The sequence below is a fragment of the Burkholderia sp. IMCC1007 genome, assembly GCF_027257875.1.
Lineage (GTDB): Bacteria > Pseudomonadota > Gammaproteobacteria > Burkholderiales > Burkholderiaceae > Burkholderia.
Window position 1 is genome coordinate 68,897 of sequence record NZ_JAPVQY010000033.1, and the last position, 18,938, is coordinate 87,834.

General features: G+C 65.5%; 19 protein-coding genes. 17 read left to right on the forward strand and 2 right to left on the reverse strand.

All coding sequences use genetic code 11. From position 1 onward, the window contains the following. The first annotated feature begins 34 nt into the window (after positions 1-34). The 12 genes from O1Q03_RS25030 (at position 35) to cysM (ending at position 11,942) form a co-directional block, all read left to right on the forward strand. Entirely contained in the window at positions 35-961 is a 927-nt protein-coding gene (locus O1Q03_RS25030; protein ID WP_269506710.1) for a prephenate dehydrogenase, read from the forward strand. A gap of 13 nt (positions 962-974) precedes the next feature. Further along, positions 975-2,279 carry a 3-phosphoshikimate 1-carboxyvinyltransferase gene (gene aroA, locus O1Q03_RS25035; protein WP_269506711.1) on the forward strand — a complete coding sequence of 435 codons (1,305 nt, stop codon included), beginning with the start codon at positions 975-977 and terminating at the stop codon, positions 2,277-2,279. A gap of 13 nt (positions 2,280-2,292) precedes the next feature. Further along, positions 2,293-2,979 (forward strand): (d)CMP kinase, encoded by a 687-nt coding sequence (gene cmk / locus O1Q03_RS25040; protein ID WP_269506712.1) that lies wholly within the window; start codon positions 2,293-2,295, stop codon positions 2,977-2,979. Positions 2,980-3,120: 141 nt separating this feature from the next. Then, a complete protein-coding gene (rpsA, locus tag O1Q03_RS25045; protein ID WP_096503780.1) occupies positions 3,121-4,833 on the forward strand; it encodes a 30S ribosomal protein S1 in 1,713 nt (570 codons plus the stop codon). 22 nt (positions 4,834-4,855) lie between these two features. Beyond that, on the forward strand, positions 4,856-5,179 hold the full coding sequence (locus tag O1Q03_RS25050) for an integration host factor subunit beta (RefSeq protein WP_034187427.1): 324 nt from the start codon (positions 4,856-4,858) through the stop codon (positions 5,177-5,179). Positions 5,180-5,390: 211 nt separating this feature from the next. Further along, complete coding sequence (locus O1Q03_RS25055) at positions 5,391-5,684, forward strand: LapA family protein (protein WP_269506713.1); 294 nt, start codon at positions 5,391-5,393, stop codon at positions 5,682-5,684. Between the two features lie 53 nt (positions 5,685-5,737). Next, on the forward strand, positions 5,738-6,910 hold the full coding sequence (gene lapB, locus O1Q03_RS25060) for a lipopolysaccharide assembly protein LapB (RefSeq protein WP_269506714.1): 1,173 nt from the start codon (positions 5,738-5,740) through the stop codon (positions 6,908-6,910). A gap of 90 nt (positions 6,911-7,000) precedes the next feature. Next, positions 7,001-8,401: a UDP-glucose dehydrogenase family protein gene (locus O1Q03_RS25065; protein ID WP_269506715.1), complete on the forward strand. Its 1,401-nt coding sequence runs from the start codon at positions 7,001-7,003 to the stop codon at positions 8,399-8,401. A 7-nt stretch (positions 8,402-8,408) separates the two neighbouring features. Next, entirely contained in the window at positions 8,409-9,359 is a 951-nt protein-coding gene (gene rfaE1, locus O1Q03_RS25070; protein ID WP_269506716.1) for a D-glycero-beta-D-manno-heptose-7-phosphate kinase, read from the forward strand. Positions 9,360-9,422: 63 nt separating this feature from the next. Further along, positions 9,423-10,415 carry an ADP-glyceromanno-heptose 6-epimerase gene (gene rfaD, locus O1Q03_RS25075; protein WP_269506717.1) on the forward strand — a complete coding sequence of 331 codons (993 nt, stop codon included), beginning with the start codon at positions 9,423-9,425 and terminating at the stop codon, positions 10,413-10,415. A gap of 73 nt (positions 10,416-10,488) precedes the next feature. Further along, entirely contained in the window at positions 10,489-10,833 is a 345-nt protein-coding gene (locus O1Q03_RS25080) for a ComEA family DNA-binding protein (protein ID WP_269506718.1), read from the forward strand. 206 nt (positions 10,834-11,039) lie between these two features. Continuing rightward, positions 11,040-11,942 carry a cysteine synthase CysM gene (cysM, locus tag O1Q03_RS25085; protein ID WP_269506719.1) on the forward strand — a complete coding sequence of 301 codons (903 nt, stop codon included), beginning with the start codon at positions 11,040-11,042 and terminating at the stop codon, positions 11,940-11,942. Between the two features lie 74 nt (positions 11,943-12,016). On the opposite strand, the gene mltB is transcribed toward cysM, so the two are convergent. Further along, positions 12,017-13,360 (reverse strand): lytic murein transglycosylase B, encoded by a 1,344-nt coding sequence (mltB, locus tag O1Q03_RS25090; protein ID WP_269506720.1) that lies wholly within the window; start codon positions 13,358-13,360, stop codon positions 12,017-12,019. A gap of 43 nt (positions 13,361-13,403) precedes the next feature. Here mltB and O1Q03_RS25095 point away from each other — a divergent pair, with 43 nt between their 5' ends. Continuing rightward, positions 13,404-14,327, forward strand: coding sequence for a histone deacetylase family protein (locus O1Q03_RS25095; RefSeq protein WP_269506721.1), 924 nt, complete (start codon positions 13,404-13,406; stop codon positions 14,325-14,327). Between the two features lie 22 nt (positions 14,328-14,349). Here the strand turns inward: O1Q03_RS25095 and O1Q03_RS25100 are convergent, their stop codons facing one another. Further along, positions 14,350-15,270, reverse strand: a complete 921-nt coding sequence (locus tag O1Q03_RS25100) for an alpha/beta hydrolase (protein WP_269506726.1) — start codon at positions 15,268-15,270, stop codon at positions 14,350-14,352. 220 nt (positions 15,271-15,490) lie between these two features. Here O1Q03_RS25100 and O1Q03_RS25105 point away from each other — a divergent pair, with 220 nt between their 5' ends. From O1Q03_RS25105 to O1Q03_RS25120, 4 genes are all read left to right on the forward strand, one after another. Further along, complete coding sequence (locus tag O1Q03_RS25105; protein WP_269506722.1) at positions 15,491-16,525, forward strand: methionine ABC transporter ATP-binding protein; 1,035 nt, start codon at positions 15,491-15,493, stop codon at positions 16,523-16,525. Next, positions 16,515-17,168 carry a methionine ABC transporter permease gene (locus O1Q03_RS25110; protein WP_269506723.1) on the forward strand — a complete coding sequence of 218 codons (654 nt, stop codon included), beginning with the start codon at positions 16,515-16,517 and terminating at the stop codon, positions 17,166-17,168. Before O1Q03_RS25105 ends, O1Q03_RS25110 begins: the two co-directional genes overlap by 11 nt. Before the next feature lie 28 nt (positions 17,169-17,196). After that, positions 17,197-17,991 carry a MetQ/NlpA family ABC transporter substrate-binding protein gene (locus O1Q03_RS25115; RefSeq protein WP_269506724.1) on the forward strand — a complete coding sequence of 265 codons (795 nt, stop codon included), beginning with the start codon at positions 17,197-17,199 and terminating at the stop codon, positions 17,989-17,991. A gap of 229 nt (positions 17,992-18,220) precedes the next feature. Next, positions 18,221-18,938, forward strand: a 718-nt coding sequence (locus tag O1Q03_RS25120) for an electron transfer flavoprotein subunit beta/FixA family protein (RefSeq protein ID WP_269506725.1), incomplete at its 3' end; no start/stop codon positions are given.

Here is an 18,938-nt window from a genome sequence, read left to right on the forward strand (position 1 = left end):
GGCGTCGTTCCGCGCGCGTCACTTGGCTCTTGTCGTGTCAGGCTTTGCATTCAACAAACTGGTCATCTTCGGCGTCGGCCTGATCGGCGGATCGCTCGCCCGCGCATTGCGCGAGCGCACGCCGGGCAGCGCGGGCGAGGTCGTCGGCGTCGGCCGCTCGCGTGCGTCGGTCGAGCGCGCGCTGGCGCTCGGCGTGATCGATCGCGCGGCCGCGCTCGACGACGACGCGCAATTGCGCGACGCGCTTGCCGGCGCCGATCTCGTGCTGCTGGCCGCGCCGGTCGCGCAAACGGGCCCGCTGCTCGCGCGCATCGAACCGTGGCTCGACGGCGCGACGATCGTGACCGATGCGGGCAGCACCAAGTCCGACGTCGTCGCGGCCGCGCGCGCCGCGCTCGGCGAGCGGATCGCGCAGTTCGTGCCGGGGCATCCGATCGCCGGACGCGAGTCGAGCGGCGTCGAAGCCGCGCTGCCGGATCTGTACGTCGGTCGCAACGTCGTGCTGTGCCCGCTGCCGGAGAATGCGCACGAATCCGTCGCGCGGATCGACGCGATGTGGCGGGCGACCGGCGCCGACGTGCGCACGATGAGCACCGCGCAGCACGATCGCGTGTTTGCATCGATCAGCCATTTGCCGCACGTGTTGTCGTTCGCGCTGGTCGAGCAGATCCTCGGCGAGGCGGATGCCGAACTGAAATTCTCGTACGCGGCTGGCGGTTTCCGCGATTTCACGCGGATCGCGGCGTCGAGCCCCGAAATGTGGCGCGACGTGTGCGTCGCGAATCGCGCGGCGCTGCTCGACGAACTCGACGGTTATACGCGCGTGCTCGCACGGCTGCGTGAAGCGATCGACGCCGGCGACGGCGCGGCGCTCGAAGCCGTGTTTACGCGCTCGCGCGCCGCACGCAAGGCATGGCAGGAGCGCGGTGCGCAGCCCGCTGCCGAACCGGTCAAGAAATAACAGGACGATTCCCATGGACTATCTCGATCTCGGCCCGTATTCCAGCGCATCGGGCACCGTGCGCCTGCCCGGCTCGAAGAGCATCTCGAACCGCGTACTGCTGCTCGCGGCGCTCGCCGAAGGCGATACGACGATCACCAACCTGCTCGATTCCGACGACACGCGCGTGATGCTCGATGCGCTCGGCAACCTCGGCGTGAAGCTCGCGCGCGAAGGCGACACCTGCGTCGTCACCGGCACGCGCGGCGCATTCACCGCGAAGACCGCCGATCTGTTCCTCGGCAATGCGGGCACGGCCGTGCGGCCGCTGACGGCTGCGCTGGCGGTCAACGGCGGCGACTATCGCGTCCACGGCGTGCCGCGCATGCACGAGCGGCCGATCGGCGATCTCGTCGACGGCCTGCGGCAGATCGGCGCGCAGATCGACTACGAACTGAACGAAGGCTACCCGCCGCTGCGGATCAAGCCCGCGACCGTCACGGTCGACGCGCCGATCCGCGTGCGCGGCGACGTGTCGAGCCAGTTCCTCACCGCGCTGCTGATGACGCTGCCGCTCGTGAAGGCGAAGGACGGCAAGACCGTCGTCGAGGTCGACGGCGAACTGATCTCGAAGCCGTACATCGACATCACGATCCGGCTGATGGAGCGCTTCGGTGTGAGCGTCGAGCGCGACGGCTGGCAACGCTTCATCGTGCCGGCAGGCGTGCGCTATCGTTCGCCGGGCCGGATCATGGTCGAGGGCGATGCGTCGTCGGCCTCGTACTTCCTCGCGGCCGGTGCACTCGGCGGCGGACCGCTGCGCGTCGAGGGCGTGGGGCGCGCGAGCATCCAGGGCGACGTCGGCTTCGCGAACGCGCTGATGCAGATGGGCGCGAACGTGACGATGGGCGACGACTGGATCGAGGTGCGCGGCATCGGCCACGATCACGGCAAGCTCGAGCCGATCGACATGGACTTCAACCTGATTCCCGACGCGGCGATGACCATCGCGGTCGCGGCGCTGTTCGCGAGCGGCACGAGCACGCTGCGCAACATCGCGAGCTGGCGCGTGAAGGAGACCGACCGCATCGCCGCGATGGCGACCGAACTGCGCAAGGTCGGCGCGATCGTCGAGGAGGGCGCCGACTATCTCGTCGTCACGCCACCGGAAAAGCTCACGCCGAACGCGGCGATCGACACGTACGACGATCACCGGATGGCGATGTGCTTCTCGCTCGTCAGCCTGGGCGGCGTGCCGGTGCGGATCAACGACCCGAAGTGCGTCGGCAAGACGTTCCCCGACTATTTCGACCGCTTCGCCGCGCTCGCCAAGGCCTGACCCGACTGACCCGATGAAATCGACCCGACCCTTTCACCCGACTCCCGTCATCACGATCGACGGCCCGACTGCTTCCGGCAAGGGCACCGTCGCGGCGCTCGTCGCGGCCCATCTGGGCTTCCACCTGCTCGACAGCGGCGCGCTGTATCGTCTCGCGGCGCTCGCGAGCATGCGCTACGGCATCGCGGCGGAGGACATCGACGCGCTTGTAAAACTGATCGACGATCTCCACATCACGTTTCGCGAAGGCTGCGCGCAGCTCGACGGCGTCGACGTGTCGAACGACATCCGCGCCGAAGCGGTGGGCAACCGCGCGTCCGCCATCGCCGTGCACGGGCCGGTGCGCACCGCGCTCGTCGCGCGCCAGCGCGCGTTCCGCAAGACGCCGGGCCTCGTTGCCGACGGGCGCGACATGGGTACCGTGATCTTCCCGGACGCCGTGCTGAAGGTGTTCCTGACGGCCAGCGCCGAGGCACGCGCGACCAGGCGGCATAAGCAATTGATGCAAAAAGGTTTTTCTGCTAATATAGATGACTTGCTCCGGGATCTACGTGAACGTGACGCGCGCGACAGCAATCGCGCAGCCGCGCCGCTGAAGCCCGCGGCAGATGCCAAGCTGCTCGATACGTCAGCACTTTCGGTCGATGAAGCCGTCGACGAGGTGCTGCAGTGGTACCGGGCGCTCGGCCAGCCGGCCTGAGAAGGGCGGCAGCGGTAGGTGCTCCGCGCCGCAAGCGTGGAGCGTGTTTCAAACCCTTAACCCCGTATGGCGTCGATCTGGCCCTTTCAGCCTGCCATTCCGGCCGGCGTGGCACAGCGATCCATGCACAATCAGATTTTTATGTCCGACCTGCAAACCTCCACCCCGAATACCGAATCCTTTGCGGCTCTGTTCGAAGAGTCGCTGACCCGCCAAGACATGCGCGCCGGCGAAGTGATTTCCGCCGAAGTCGTGCGCGTCGACCACAACTTCGTGGTCGTCAATGCAGGCCTGAAGTCCGAGGCTTACATTCCGATCGAGGAATTCCTGAACGATCAGGGCGAGGTTGAGGTGCAGTCGGGCGATTTCGTGTCCGTCGCGATCGACGCACTCGAAAACGGCTACGGCGACACGATCCTGTCGCGCGACAAGGCGAAGCGCCTTGCATCGTGGCTGTCGCTGGAAAAGGCCCTCGACAACAACGAACTCGTCACCGGCACGATCACCGGCAAGGTGAAGGGCGGCATGACCGTGATGGTCAACGGCATCCGCGCGTTCCTGCCGGGTTCGCTGGTCGACACGCGTCCGGTCAAGGACACGACCCCGTACGAAGGCAAGACGCTCGAGTTCCGCGTGATCAAGCTCGATCGCAAGCGTAACAACGTCGTGCTGTCGCGTCGTGCAGTGATCGAGGCAACGCAAGGCGAAGAGCGCGCGAAGCTGCTCGAAACGCTGAAGGAAGGCGCGATCGTCAACGGCGTGGTCAAGAACATCACCGATTACGGCGCGTTCGTCGACCTCGGTGGCATCGACGGCCTGCTGCACATCACCGACATCGCATGGCGTCGCGTGCGTCACCCGAGCGAAGTCCTGTCGGTTGGCCAGGAAGTCACCGCGAAGATCCTCAAGTTCGACCAAGAGAAGAACCGCGTCTCGCTGGGCATCAAGCAACTGGGCGACGATCCGTGGGAAGGCATCTCGCGCCGTTACCCGTCGGGCACGCGCCTGTTCGGCAAGGTCACGAATATCACCGACTACGGCGCATTCGTCGAAGTCGAATCGGGCATCGAAGGCCTGGTTCACGTGTCGGAAATGGACTGGACCAACAAGAACGTTGCGCCGTCGAAGGTTGTCCAGCTGGGCGACGAAGTCGAAGTCATGGTCCTCGAGATCGACGAAGACCGTCGTCGTATCAGCCTCGGCATGAAGCAGTGCAAGCCGAATCCGTGGGATGACTTCAGCCGCAACTTCAAGAAGGGCGACAAGATCACGGGCGCAATCAAGTCGATCACCGACTTCGGCGTGTTCATCGGTCTGCCGGGCGGCATCGACGGCCTGGTCCACCTGTCGGACCTGTCGTGGAGCGAAGCCGGCGAAGAAGCCGTTCGCAAGTACAAGAAGGGCGACGAAGTCGAAGCAATCGTGCTCGGTATCGACGTCGAGAAGGAGCGTATTTCGCTCGGCATCAAGCAGCTCGAAGGCGACCCGTTCAGCAACTACGTTGCAATGAACGACAAGGGTTCGATCGTCGACGGCGTGGTGAAGTCGGTGGATGCGAAGGGCGCGGTCATCACGCTGACGGGCGACATCGAAGGCTACCTGCGTGCATCGGAAATCTCGCAGGATCGCGTCGAAGACGCACGCAACGTGCTGAAGGAAGGCGACAAGGTCAACGCGATGGTGATCAACATCGATCGCAAGTCGCGTGGCATCAACCTGTCGATCAAGGCGAAGGATTCGGCTGAACAACAGGAAGCGATCCGCGGCCTGCAGTCGGACACCAGCTCGGCTGCGACCGGTACGACCAACCTCGGCGCGCTGCTGAAGGCGAAGCTCGACGGCCAGAACCAGTAAGCCTCACGAGGTCTGCTGAAGTATGACCAAATCCGAGTTGGTCGCGCAGCTGGCATTGCGATTTCCGCAACTTGTCCTCAAGGATGCGGATTTCGCAGTGAAAACGATGCTCGATGCGATGTCCGACGCCCTGGCGAAAGGGCATCGCATTGAAATTCGGGGTTTCGGCAGCTTCGGCCTCAACCGTCGTCCGGCGCGCGTCGGACGCAACCCGAAGTCGGGGGAGAAAGTGCAGGTGCCCGAGAAGTTCGTGCCGCACTTCAAGCCCGGCAAGGAATTGCGTGAACGCGTCGACGGCCGCGCCGGTGAGCCGCTGAAAGCTGACGATCCGGACGACGAGCGTTGAGCGTCGTTCGGTGTACCCGGAACCCATCCGGCGAAGGCTGAAGAAAAAAAGCGCCCCCAGTGGGCGCTTTTTTCATTTCCGGTGACAGCGTGACAGCCCTCGCGCGCAGGATGTGCGGTGACGCGGAAACGCTTCCTTTACAATACGGGTCGATTCGGCGCCGCGAAGGGGAGTCGCGCGCCGCGGCACACCTCAACAAAGAGAGGGCTACATGAAGTTTATCGTCTGGCTGATCCGGGTATTGGTGTTCGTGCTGCTGCTGGTGCTCGCGCTGGCCAATACGCAAACCGCGACGCTGAATTTCCTTGCCGGCTACACGTGGCAAGCGCCGCTGATCCTGATCGGTCTCGCGTTCTTCGGAGTAGGGCTGCTCGCTGGCCTGCTGTCCGCGTTGCCAGCGATCTTCCGTCTGCGTCTCGAGAACGGGCGCCTGAAGCGCGATCTGCGCGCGGCGCGCGAAACCCCGGTCGTCGTCGACCAGCCGCCGATGCCGCCCGTCATTTAACACGGACGCCGCGCGAGTCTCGCGCGGTTTTCGTCTCTGCTTCGATATTTCGCATGGATCTGGATTTCTGGTGGTTGCTCGCGATTCCGGTGGCGTTTGCGCTCGGCTGGGCGGCGTCACGCTATGACCTGAAGAATCTCCTGTCGGAGAGCGCCAACCTGCCGCGATCGTATTTTCGCGGCCTCAATTTTCTGCTGAACGAACAACCGGACAAGGCGATCGATGCGTTCATCGAAGTCGCGAAGCTCGACCCCGAGACGGTCGAACTGCACTTCGCGCTCGGCAACCTGTTTCGCCGCCGCGGCGAAACCGACCGCGCGATCCGCGTGCACCAGAACCTGCTGAGCCGCACTGACCTGCCGGTCAACGAGCGCGATCACGCGCTGTACGAACTCGGCCAGGATTTTCTGAAGGCCGGCCTGCTCGATCGCGCCGAAGAGGCGTTCCATCGGCTCGCCGAAGGCGACTACGCGCTGGGCGCGCAGCGGGCGCTGCTGACGATCTACGAGATCGAGAAGGACTGGAACAAGTCGATCGATACCGCGAAGCGCATCGAGTCGATGAGCGAGAAGTCGCTCGGCACCGAAATCGCGCAGTTCCATTGCGAGCTTGCGCAGGACGCGCTGCAACGCAAGAACGCCGCGGCCGCGGCCGAGCAGCTGAAGCTCGCGCTGGTCGCGAACCCGCAGAACGTGCGCGCGACGATCCTGTCCGGCGATGCGGCCGCAGCGGCCGACGATCCCGCGGCGGCGATCGAGCACTGGAAGCGTGTGGAAAAGCAGAATCCGGCCTATCTGCCGCTCGTCGCCGACAAGCTGATGAAGGCCTACGTCGCGCTTGGCAAGACGGTCGAAGGTGCCGAACTGCTGATGGACTACGTCGACCGTTATCCGTCGAACGACCTGCTCGATATCGCGTACCAGCACATCGCCGGGCTGCGCGGCCAGGAAGCGGCGCATACGCTCGCGCGCGCGCAGATGGAGAAGTCGCCGAACCTGTCGGGCATGCTGCATCTGCTCGATGCGCAGATCGCGGCCGCCGACGAGCCGCGCCGCAAGGAACTTGAAATGATGCGCACGCTGATCCGGCAGCGCACCAAAAATCTGCCACGCTATACGTGCCAGAATTGCGGTTTCCGCGCACGGCTTTTCTACTGGCAGTGCCCGGGATGCAGCGGCTGGGAAACCTATGCGCCGCGCCGCGTCGAACCTGCGATGCCGGGCTGATCCCGGCGTACGGCGCCGACGCGCAGCGGTTGCCGCCGGGTTCCGCCCGGCGGCCAAGTTAGTCAATTACCGGGAAGTACCGGAGCATCTATGAAAATCACCATCATCGGCACCGGCTATGTCGGCCTCGTCACGGGTTCGTGTCTCGCCGAGATCGGCCACGACGTCTTCTGTCTGGACGTCGACCCGCGCAAGATCGAAATCCTTAACAACGGCGGGATGCCGATTCACGAACCCGGTCTGCTGGACATCGTTGCACGCAACCGCGCCGCAGGACGCCTGCAGTTCTCGACCGACATCGAAGCAAGCGTCGCGCACGGCGAGATCCAGTTCATCGCGGTCGGCACGCCGCCCGACGAGGACGGCTCGGCCGACCTGCAATACGTGCTCGAGGCCGCGCGCAACATCGGCCGTCACATGACGGGCTTCAAGGTCATCGTCGACAAGTCGACGGTGCCGGTCGGCACCGCGCAACGCGTGCGCGCCGTGGTCGACGAGGCGCTCGGCGCACGCGGGCTCGCGGGCAGCGTCGCGCATCGCTTCTCGGTCGTGTCGAATCCGGAGTTCCTGAAGGAAGGGGCGGCCGTCGAGGACTTCATGCGTCCGGACCGGATCATCATCGGCGTTGCCGACGACGAGACGGGCGCGATCGCGCGCGAGAAGATGAAGAAGCTCTACGCGCCGTTCAACCGCAATCACGAGCGCACGATCTACATGGACGTGCGTTCGGCGGAATTCGCGAAATATGCGGCGAACGCAATGCTGGCAACGCGTATCTCGTTCATGAACGAGATGTCGAATCTTGCCGACAAGGTCGGCGCCGACATCGAGGCCGTGCGCCGCGGGATCGGCTCCGATCCGCGCATCGGCTATCACTTCCTGTACGCGGGCGTCGGTTACGGCGGCTCGTGCTTTCCGAAGGACGTCCAAGCGCTGATTCGCACGGCCGGCGAGAACGGCCAGCCGCTGCGCATCCTGGAGGCCGTCGAAGCGGCCAACTCCGCGCAGAAGGACGTGCTGATCGGCAAGGTCGAGCAGCGCTTCGGCGCGGATCTGACCGGCCGCGAATTCGCGGTCTGGGGCCTCGCGTTCAAGCCGAACACGGACGACATGCGCGAGGCGCCGAGCCGCCGGCTGATCGCCGCCTTGCTCGGGCGCGGCGCGACCGTCCGCGCGTACGATCCGGTCGCGATCGACGAGGCGCGCCGCGTGTTCGCGCTCGACCTCGGCGAAAATTCCGATGCGCTCGCGCGCCTGCATTTCGTCGATACGCAGGATGCGGCCGTGACGGCAGCGGACGCGCTCGTGATCGTCACCGAGTGGAAGGAATTCAGGAGCCCCGATTTCACGCGCCTGAAAGCGGAATTGAAGGCACCGGTGATCTTCGACGGGCGTAACCTGTACGAGCCGGATGCGATGGCCGAGCTCGGCATCGATTACTACGCGATCGGGCGCCCGCATGTCGATCCCGAGTCGCGCTCCCGTGGATGATCGCACGATGACTATTCTTCGCGAAGTGGTGCCGGTACCGCGCGAGCAACTTGCGCGTTCGCGTGTGCTCGTCGTCGGTGACGTCATGCTCGACCGCTACTGGTTCGGCAACGTCGACCGTATTTCCCCGGAAGCGCCGGTGCCGGTCGTGCACGTGCAGCGTCAGGAAGAGCGGCTCGGCGGTGCGGCCAACGTCGCGCGCAACGCCGTCACGCTCGGCGCTCAGGCCGGGCTGCTGTGCGTCGTCGGCTGCGACGAGCCCGGGGAGCGGATCGTGGAGCTGCTCGCCAGCAGCGGCGTGACGTGCCATCTCGAACGCGACGCCGCGCTGCCGACGACGATCAAGCTGCGCGTGCTCGCGCGCCAGCAGCAACTGCTGCGCGTCGACTTCGAGGCGATGCCGACGCACGAGGTGCTGCTCGCCGGGCTCGCGCATTTCGATGCGCTGCTGCCGCAGCACGACGTCGTGCTGATGTCGGATTACGCGAAAGGCGGTCTCACACACGTGACGACGATGATCGAGAAGGCGCGCGCGGCCGGCAAGACCGTGCTCGTCGATCCGAAGGGCGGCGACTGGGCGCGCTATCGCGGCGCATCGCTGATCACGCCGAATCGCGCCGAGTTGCGCGAAGTCGTCGGTCAGTGGAAATCGGAAGACGACCTGCGCGCGCGCGTCGCAACGCTGCGCCAGGAACTCGACCTCGAGGCATTGCTGCTCACGCGTTCGGAAGAGGGGATGACGCTCTTTTCCGCCACGGGCGAACTGCATGCGCCGGCGCTTGCGCGCGAGGTGTACGACGTATCCGGCGCGGGCGATACCGTGATCGCGACGGTGGCGACGATGCTCGGTGCGGGCGTGCCGCTCGTCGATGCCGTCGTGCTGGCGAACCGCGCGGCGGGCATCGTGGTCGGCAAGCTCGGCACGGCTACCGTCGATTACGACGAACTGTTTCACTGAGCGCATTCGGGCGGCGCCGTCGGTGCGTCGCCCGCATCTCTCGCATTTTTAGGCAGGACGGTCATGACCATTATCGTTACCGGCGCAGCCGGCTTTATCGGCGCGAACATCGTCAAGGCGCTCAACGAGCGCGGCGAGACGCGCATCGTCGCAGTCGACAATCTGACGCGCGCGGACAAGTTCCGCAACCTCGTCGATTGCGAGATCGACGACTATCTCGACAAGACGGAATTCGTCGAGCGCTTCACGCGCGGCGATTTCGGCAAAGTACGCGCGGTGTTCCATGAAGGCGCCTGTTCGGACACGATGGAAACCGACGGCCGCTACATGATGGACAACAACTTCCGCTACAGCCGCGCCGTGCTCGACGCATGCCTCGCGCAAGGCGCGCAGTTCCTGTACGCGTCGTCGGCCGCGATCTACGGCGGCTCCACGCGTTTCGTCGAGGAACGTGAAGTCGAAGCGCCGCTGAACGTCTACGGCTATTCGAAGTTCCTGTTCGACCAGGTGATCCGTCGCGTGCTGCCGAGCGCGAAGAGCCAGATCGCCGGGTTCCGCTATTTCAACGTGTACGGCCAGCGCGAGACGCACAAGGGCCGTATGGCGTCGGTGGCGTTCCACAACTTCAACCAGTTCCGTGCGGAAGGCAAGGTCAAGCTGTTCGGCGAGTACAACGGTTATGCGCCGGGCGAGCAGACGCGCGACTTCGTGTCGGTCGAGGACGTCGCGAAGGTGAACCTGTTCTTCTTCGATCATCCGGAGAAGTCGGGCATCTTCAATCTCGGCACCGGCCGTGCGCAACCGTTCAACGACATCGCATCGACGGTCGTGAACACGCTGCGCGCGCTCGACAACCTGCCGCCGCTGACGCTCGCGCAGCAGGTCGAGCAGGGCCTGATCGAATACGTGCCGTTCCCCGATGCACTGCGCGGCAAGTACCAGTGCTTCACGCAGGCCGACCAGACGAAACTGCGCGCGGCCGGCTACGACGCGCCGTTCTTCACCGTGCAGGAAGGCGTCGATCGCTACGTACGTTGGCTGTCCGGCCAGGTTTAAACGCAAGCATTGCATCGATAGACTGGGTCTCACGGTCGGCAGCCGCCGGCCGTTTTCATCGGAGATCCAGCACATGATCAGGAAATGGTTTGCTGCAGCTGCCATGCTCGGCGCGATCGCGTCGGCCTGGGCAGCCGTCGACGTCAACACTGCGAACGAGGATGCGCTCGTGGGCATCAAGGGCATCGGTCCCGCGCGGGCTAAGGCGATTCTCGACGAGCGCGGCGCACGCGGCCCGTTCAGGAATGCAGAAGATCTCGCGTCGCGCGTGAAAGGCATGGGCGGCCATACGGTCGAGCGCCTTCAGCAGGAGGGCTTGACGATCGGCGCGGCGGGTTCGGCGGCGCCGGCGCCTGCCGCCGGCAAACCGGCTGCGGCGAAACCCGCCGCGGCGCCGGCTCGCACCGCACAAAAGTAACGCGCACCCGACGAAAGGCTCCTTCAGTCGCCGTCGTTGCGGCGGTTTCCCGCGGCGTGCCGCGGGCTTTTTGCGTGCGTGCCGTGCGCGTGCCAGCGCGGATCGTCCGACCGGTCTATTCCATCGGCGCAATGGGGTTGCCGGCGCTAGCCGCGGCACTGGTTTACAATCGATCGATTGATCGGCCTCGTACTCACGGTATCTCCATGGCTTACAAAACTATCGAAGACACGATCGGCAACACGCCGCTCGTGCAACTGGTCCGCCTGCCGGACGACGAGATTCGCGCACGCAACAACGTGTTGCTCGCGAAGCTGGAAGGCAACAACCCGGCCGGCTCCGTGAAGGATCGTCCGGCGTTGTCGATGATCAGCAAGGCCGAAGCGCGTGGCCGGATCAAGCCGGGCGATACGCTGATCGAGGCGACGAGCGGCAACACGGGCATCGCGCTCGCGATGGCGGCGGCGATCCGCGGCTACAAGATGGTGCTGATCATGCCGGAAGACCTGTCGGTCGAGCGCCGCCAGAGCATGGCCGCCTACGGTGCGGAGATCATCCTTACGCCGGTGAAGGGCGGGATGGAGCTGGCACGCGATCTCGCGGAGCAGATGCAGCGCGAAGGCAAGGGCGTGATCCTCGATCAGTTCGGAAACCCCGACAATCCGATCGCGCACTACGAAACGACGGGCCCGGAGATCTGGCGCGACACCGAAGGCCGCGTCACGCACTTCGTGTCGGCGATGGGCACGACGGGCACGATCATGGGCACGTCGCGTTATCTGAAGGAACAGAATCCGGCGATCGAGATCATCGGCGCGCAGCCGGAAGACGGCTCGCGTATTCCCGGTATCCGCAAGTGGCCGGAAGCCTATATGCCGACGATTTTCGATCGCAGTCGCGTCGATCGCGTCGAGAACGTGAGCCAGGCTGCGTCCGAAACGATGGCGCGGCGGCTCGCGGCCGTCGAGGGCATTTTCGCCGGCATTTCGTCGGGAGGCGCATGCGAAGTCGCGCTGCGCATCGCGCGTCAGGTCGAGAACGCGACGATCGTGTTCATTGTGTGCGATCGCGGCGACCGCTATCTGTCGACCGGCGTGTTTCCTGCCTGAGCCCAGGCGGCACGCCCTCGGGCACGCAATAAAAAGCGCCGCATCTGCGGCGCTTTTTATTTGGGCAGTTGCGCTTATTGCGCCTGCGTGTCGACGGGGGGCAGCGGGAGTGCGCCGTCCGCTTCCATCTGCGCCTTCACGGCTTCGCCGAGCTGATACACGGCGAGCGCATAGAAGAAGCTGCGGTTGTAGCGCGTCAGCACGTAGAAATTCTTCAGGCCGAGCATATACTCGGTCGCGCGTCCCGGCGACGGCAGATCGACCACGGTAACCGGCGTGCCGGCTTCGGTGGTGATGTTGACTGCCGGCTCGTTGAGCGTCATGCCTGCGCGCAGCAGTTGCGACAGTGCCCAGTGCGGCTCGGGCTGACCGTCGGCCGCGGCTTGCGCGATGCCGAGGCTGCCCGTATCGGGCGTGATGCGCCAGACCACCGGACGATCGGTTTCCCAGCCGTGCTGCTTCAGATAGTTCGCGACGCTGCCGATCGCATCGGCAGGACTGCTGCGCAGGTCGACGTGGCCCGTGCCGTCGAAATCGACTGCATATTCGCGGATGCTGCTCGGCAGGAACTGCGGGATGCCGATCGCGCCCGTGTAGGAGCCGAGCACGGTGGTCGGGTCGAGTTGGTTGTCGCGCGTCCAGACGAGGAAATCCTCGAGATTCTTGCGGAAGGTCGCCTGGCGGCTCTCGCGATTCGGCGTGTCCGGATAGTCGAACGTGAGCGTCGTCAGCGCGTCGAGCACGCGGAAGTTGCCCATGTAGCGGCCATAGATCGTTTCGACGCCGATGATGCCGACGATCACCTCCGGCGGCACGCCGAATTCCCGGGATGCGCGCTGCAGCGTCGCCAGGTTCGCTTTCCAGAATTTCACGCCCGCATTGATGCGGATCGGCTCGATGAAGCGCGATCGATAGACGCTCCAGTTCTTGATCGACGGCGTCGGTGCGGGCCGCACGAGCTTGACGGCGGTTGCCGAGTAGCTGATGCGCGAGAACAGCGCATGCAGGCTCGCGGCATCGAAGCCGTCGCGGCTCACCAGCTCGTCGATGAATGCGTCGACCTGCGCGTTGTTCGCGTAACGCTGCGGGACGATTTCCTCTTCGAATGTCTGACCTTGCGGTGCAGGCTGCTGCGGTTGTGCCTGCGCGCCCTGCGTGCCGGCCGGCGTCGCAGGCTGCGTCTGCGCAATGGCGGGCGCGGTGGCCAGCGCGGCGGCGACGGCAGCCGCAACGAGCGGAACGCGAACGCGCAACAGCGCGGAAAGTCGGGCGGCAGGCTTGCTGGAATTCATGTCGAAGCGGGCGGACAAGGCGATGGGGTTCGGCGCAGTATACCCGAGGCATCCCGCGTGCCGGGGCGAAGCAGCGCACCGTTGTGGTAAGTTAGCGGCGAATTCGCGGCAGACGATGGACATCATTGATGGAGACGTGCGGCGCCCCCGGCGCCGCAGATGACAGCTTATGGCAACCGCCTTCTATACGCACCCCGACTGCATGCTGCACGAGATGGGAGAATGGCATCCGGAATGCCCGGCGCGACTGTCGGCGATCCAGGATCAGCTGATCGCGAGCCGCATCGACGATCTGATCGTGCACGAGACCGCGCCGTTCGCGAGCGAGGTCGCGCTGGGCCGCGTGCATACGCAGGCCCATATCGATTACATCCGCAGCCTGACGCCCGTCGACGGCTATGCCGAGATCGATCCCGACACGCTGATGAATCGCGACACGTGGCGGGCCGCGTTGCGTGCGGCCGGCGCCGCGATCGCGGCGACCGACGCTGTGATCGAGGGTCGCTACGCGAATGCGTTCTGCAGCGTCCGGCCGCCCGGCCATCACGCGGAACCCGCGCGCGCGATGGGCTTCTGCTTCTTCAACAACGTCGCGATCGCCGCACGGCATGCGCTCGACGTCCATGGCATCGAGCGCGTCGCGATCATCGATTTCGACGTGCACCACGGCAACGGCACCGAAGCCGCGTTCGCGAACGACGAGCGCGTGCTGATGTGCAGTTTCTTCCAGCATCCGCTGTACCCGTTCTCGGGCGCCGATCATCAGGCGCCGAACATGGTGAACCTGCCGATGCCTGCGCGCAGCAACGGGATGGCGATCCGCGAAGCGGTCGACATGTTGTGGCTGCCGCGCCTGGACGCGTTCAAGCCGCAAATGCTGTTCGTGTCCGCGGGCTTCGACGCGCATCGCGAGGACGACATAGGCAACCTCGGCCTCGTCGAGGCCGATTTCGAATGGCTGACCGCTCAGATCGTCGACGTTGCGCGCCGACATGCGCAGGGCCGCATCGTGAGCTGCCTCGAGGGCGGCTACAACCTGTCGGCGCTCGGGCGCAGCGTCGTCGCGCATCTGCGCGTGCTGGCCGGTATCTGACCCGAGCGACGGCGGCGTGTGCTCAGCGCGCCGGCGCGCGCGCGTGAATCCATGCGATCAAGGCATCGATCACGCGCTCGCGCTCGAGATCGTTCATCGTTTCGTGGAAGCCGCCTTCGTATAGCGTCAACGTGCGATCGGTCGAGCCGACCCGGGCGCCGAACGCGCGGCTTCCATCCGGCTCGGTCAGCTTGTCGTCGGTGCCGTGGTAGACGAGCACCGGTGTGCGCAGCGCGCCGCAGCCGCGCTCGATGCGCGCCATCGCATCGAGGATTTCGGCGCCGGTGCGCGCCGGCACCGCGCCGTGGTGCACGAGCGGATCGGCGCGATTGGCCGCAACGATGGCCGGATCGCGCGACAGCAGCGCCGCATCGATCCTGATCGCAGGGAAGGTCGGCCAGGTACGGCTGATGATGCGGCTCATCGCGAGCATCCAGCGCGGCACGTCGCGCCCCGGCGCCAGCGCCGGGCTCGACAGCACGAGCCCCGCCAGCGCGTAGCCGCGCGCCGGCACGCGTTCGATCGCATACAGCGCCGCGACGGCGCCGCCCATGCTGTGACCCATCAGGAACAGCGGCGTATCGTCGCGGGCGGCTTGCGCGACGAGCGCATCCGCATCGTTCAGGTACCCGTCGAAGCGCTCGACCCATGCGCGCTTGCCCGGCGACTGGCCGTGCCCGCGCAGATCGATCGCCAGCACCTCGGTACCGGCCGCGTTCAGTCTGGCGGCGAGCGCGGCGTAGCGGCCCGCATGCTCGGCGAGGCCGTGCACGAGCGCGATCGTCGCGCGCGGCGGCGCGGTGCCGTCGCCGACCGGCCAGCGGTACGACGCCAGCTCGAGCCCGTCCGCGGTACGCAGCCGGCCCATTCGCGGCGCGGGCGACGCCGCCGCGGCGGGCGCAGCGGTGGCGGATGCGCCGGCCGGCGTGGTGATGACGGTCATCTGGCGTGTCCCCTGTTTCGTTGGCATCGGTGTTTCCGGATCATAGTCGCGGCATTCCCGTCACGGCCCCGCGGCGCCCCTCTAATTTCGTCTGGTTATGAAAAGATCGAAATCGATTATTAAGGGGAATGAGGCGTTTGCGGTAAAATCGCCGGCTATTCCAGATGCATCGGCGGCCGACGGGCGGGCCTCTTCGCCGCGCGGTCGCCGTTTTGTTTACATGATCGAATTACGCAATCTGTCACAGCGTTTCCCCGGGCCGACCGGCTGGGTCGACGCATTGCACAACGTCAACCTGACGATCCCTCAGGGCGAGGTGTTCGGCATCATCGGTCGAAGCGGCGCCGGCAAGAGCACGCTCGTGCGCACCATCAACCTGCTCACGCGACCGACGGAAGGCAACGTCGTCGTCGGCGGGCGCGACCTCACGCTGCTGCCGGCCGGCGCGCTGCGCGAAGCGCGCCGTGAAATCGGCATGATCTTCCAGCACTTCAACCTGCTGTCGTCGCGCACGGTGTTCGACAACGTCGCGCTGCCGCTCGAGCTGGCCGGCGCGAGCCGTGCCGACATCGAGGCGGCCGTGCTGCCGCTGCTCGAACTGGTCGGGCTGTCCGCGCAGAAGGACCGCTATCCGGCACAGATCAGCGGCGGCCAGAAGCAGCGCGTCGGCATCGCCCGCGCGCTCGCGAGCAAGCCGAAGGTGCTGCTGTCGGACGAAGCGACGTCGGCGCTCGACCCCGAAACCACCCGTTCGATTCTCGACCTGCTGAAGCGCATCAACCGCGAACTCGGCCTGACGATCGTGCTGATCACGCACCAGATGGAAGTGATCAAGCAGGTGTGCGATCGCGTTGCCGTGCTCGACGCGGGCCGCGTGGTCGAGGAAGGCCGCGTGATCGACGTGTTCCTGCAGCCGCATCACGAAGTGACGCGCGCGCTGATCGGCGACGTGATCGCGCAGGAACTGCCGCCGGCGCTGAAGGCGCGCGTCGCCGAACGGCTGAAGACGGGCAGCGGGCATCTGCTGCGGCTCGCGTTCACCGGCTCCGGCGTCGATCAGCCGATCCTGTCGGAGACGATCCGCCGGTACGAACTCGATTTCAACATCCTGCACGGCCAGATCGACGAAATCCAGGGGCAGGCATTCGGGTCGCTCGCGGTGCTCGCGGGCGGCGAGCCGGGCAAGGTCGGGGAAGCGCTTGCGTTCCTGCGCGAGCAAGGTGTGGTGGTAGAGGAGCTTTCGTATGTTGAGTGAGATGTTCGATATGTTCGTGCAGTCGTTCTGGGAGACGCTGATCATGGTCGGCATCTCGGGGGCGGTCGGCGCGCTCGTCGGGCTGCCGCTCGGCGTGCTGCTCTATCTGACCGACCGCCAGGGCGTGCTGCAGAACCTCGGCTTGAACCGCGTGCTCGGCGGTATCGTGAACGCGGTGCGCTCCACGCCGTTCATCATCCTGCTGGTCGCGGTCATTCCGTTTACGCGGCTCGTCACGGGTTCGTCGATCGGCACGGCCGCGGCGGTCGTGCCGCTGACGCTCGCGGCCGCGCCGTTCGTCGCGCGGCTGGTCGAGACCGCGCTGCGCGAAGTCGACCGCGGGCTGATCGAGGCCGCGCAGTCGATGGGCGCGACCACGTCGCAGATCGTTTTCAAGGTGCTGCTGCCCGAATCGCTGCCGGGCATCGTTGCGGGCCTGACGATCACGTTCGTGTCGCTGGTCGGCTACTCGGCGATGGCCGGTGCGATCGGCGGCGGCGGGCTCGGTGATCTCGGCATCCGTTACGGCTACCAGCGCTATCTGCCGGAAGTGATGTGGACGGTCGTCGCGATCCTGATCGTGTTCGTGCAGATCGTGCAATCGTTCGGCGACTGGCTGGTGCGCCGGCTGAGCCACAAGTAAAAGCGACAATCATCCGTTGGGGGAGACGATGCAACGACGCGTCATGCTGAAGTTCGCGGCCGCACTCGGGGCGGCTGTGCTGTTCACGAGCGCGCACGCGCAGGCGGAAACCATCAAGGTGGGCGTGACGGGCGGCCCGCACGCGCAGATCATGGAAGTGGTGAAGAAGGTCGCGGCCAAGAGCGGCCTCGATATCCGCATCGTCGAATTCTCCGACTACGTGCAGCCGAACGCGGCGCTCGCGTCCGGCGATCTCGATGCGAACAGCTACCAGCACGATCCGTACCTGCAGGCGCAGGTCAAGGATCGCGGCTACAAGCTGATCAAGGTCGCGGATACCGTTACGTTCCCGATGGGCATCTACTCGAAGCGCGTGAAGTCGCTGGGCGAGCTGAAGCCCGGCGCGCGCATCGCGGTGCCGAACGACCCGACCAACGGCGGCCGCGCGCTGCTGTTGCTGCAGAAGCAGGGGTTGCTGAAGCTGCGCGCGGACGCGGGGCTGAAGGCGGCGCCGCTCGATATCGTCGACAATCCGCGCAAGCTGAAAATCGTCGAGCTCGATGCGGCACAGATTCCGCGCTCGCTTGGCGATGTCGACGCGGCGGCAATCAACACGAACTACGCGATGGAAGCGGGCCTGAAGCCGAAACAGGACGCGATCGCCATCGAGGGCCCGAACGGCCCGTACGCGAACATCCTCGCGATCCGCGAGGCCGATCGCAGCAAGCCGTGGGTCGCGAAGCTGATCGCGGCCTATCATTCCGCGGAAGTGAAGCAGTTCATCGAGCAGAAGTTCGGCGGCGCGGTCATTGCTGCCTGGTAACACGAATTACTGGGCGCGCCCGGCGACGATTAGAGTCGATGATCGAAAACCCGGGCTTTGCGTCCGGGTTTTTTCTCTTTTAAAATAGAACGATCGTTCGCTATCATTGGCGCGTCGCCAAGAAGCGGTATCCTCGACAACCATGATGGTTGGGTCCGCCTGGCCGTGCAGTCACGAGGCCTCGCTATAAAATGGCCTCTGGTCGTATTCGTAACTTTGGAGCGTGTGCATGAAAATCCTGGTGCCAGTGAAAAGAGTGGTCGATTACAACGTGAAGGTCCGCGTGAAGTCGGACAACACGGGCGTCGACATCGCGAACGTGAAGATGTCGATGAACCCGTTCGACGAAATCGCGGTGGAAGAAGCCGTACGCCTGAAGGAAGCGGGCGTGGCGACCGAAGTGATCGCGGTGTCGGTCGGTGTGGCGCAAGCGCAGGAAACGCTGCGTACGGCGCTGGCGATCGGAGCGGATCGCGCGATCCTGGTCGAGTCGAACGACAGCGTCGAGCCGCTGGCCGTCGCGAAGATCCTGAAGGCGCTGGTCGACAAGGAGCAGCCGCAACTGGTGATCCTCGGCAAACAGGCGATCGACGACGATTCGAACCAGACGGGCCAGATGCTGGCTGCGCTGGCGGGTCTGCCGCAAGCGACGTTCGCGTCGAAGGTCACGATCGCCGACGGTAAGGCTACGGTTGCACGTGAAGTCGACGGCGGCGCGGAAACGCTGTCGCTGACGCTGCCGGCGGTCGTCACCACCGACCTGCGCCTGAACGAGCCGCGCTACGTGACGCTACCGAACATCATGAAGGCGAAGAAGAAGCCGCTGGAAACGGTGAAGCCGGAAGACCTCGGCGTGGACGTCGCGCCGCGTCTGAAGACGCTGAAGGTGGTCGAGCCGCCGAAGCGCGCGGCCGGCGTGAAGGTGCCGGACGTGAAGACGCTGGTCG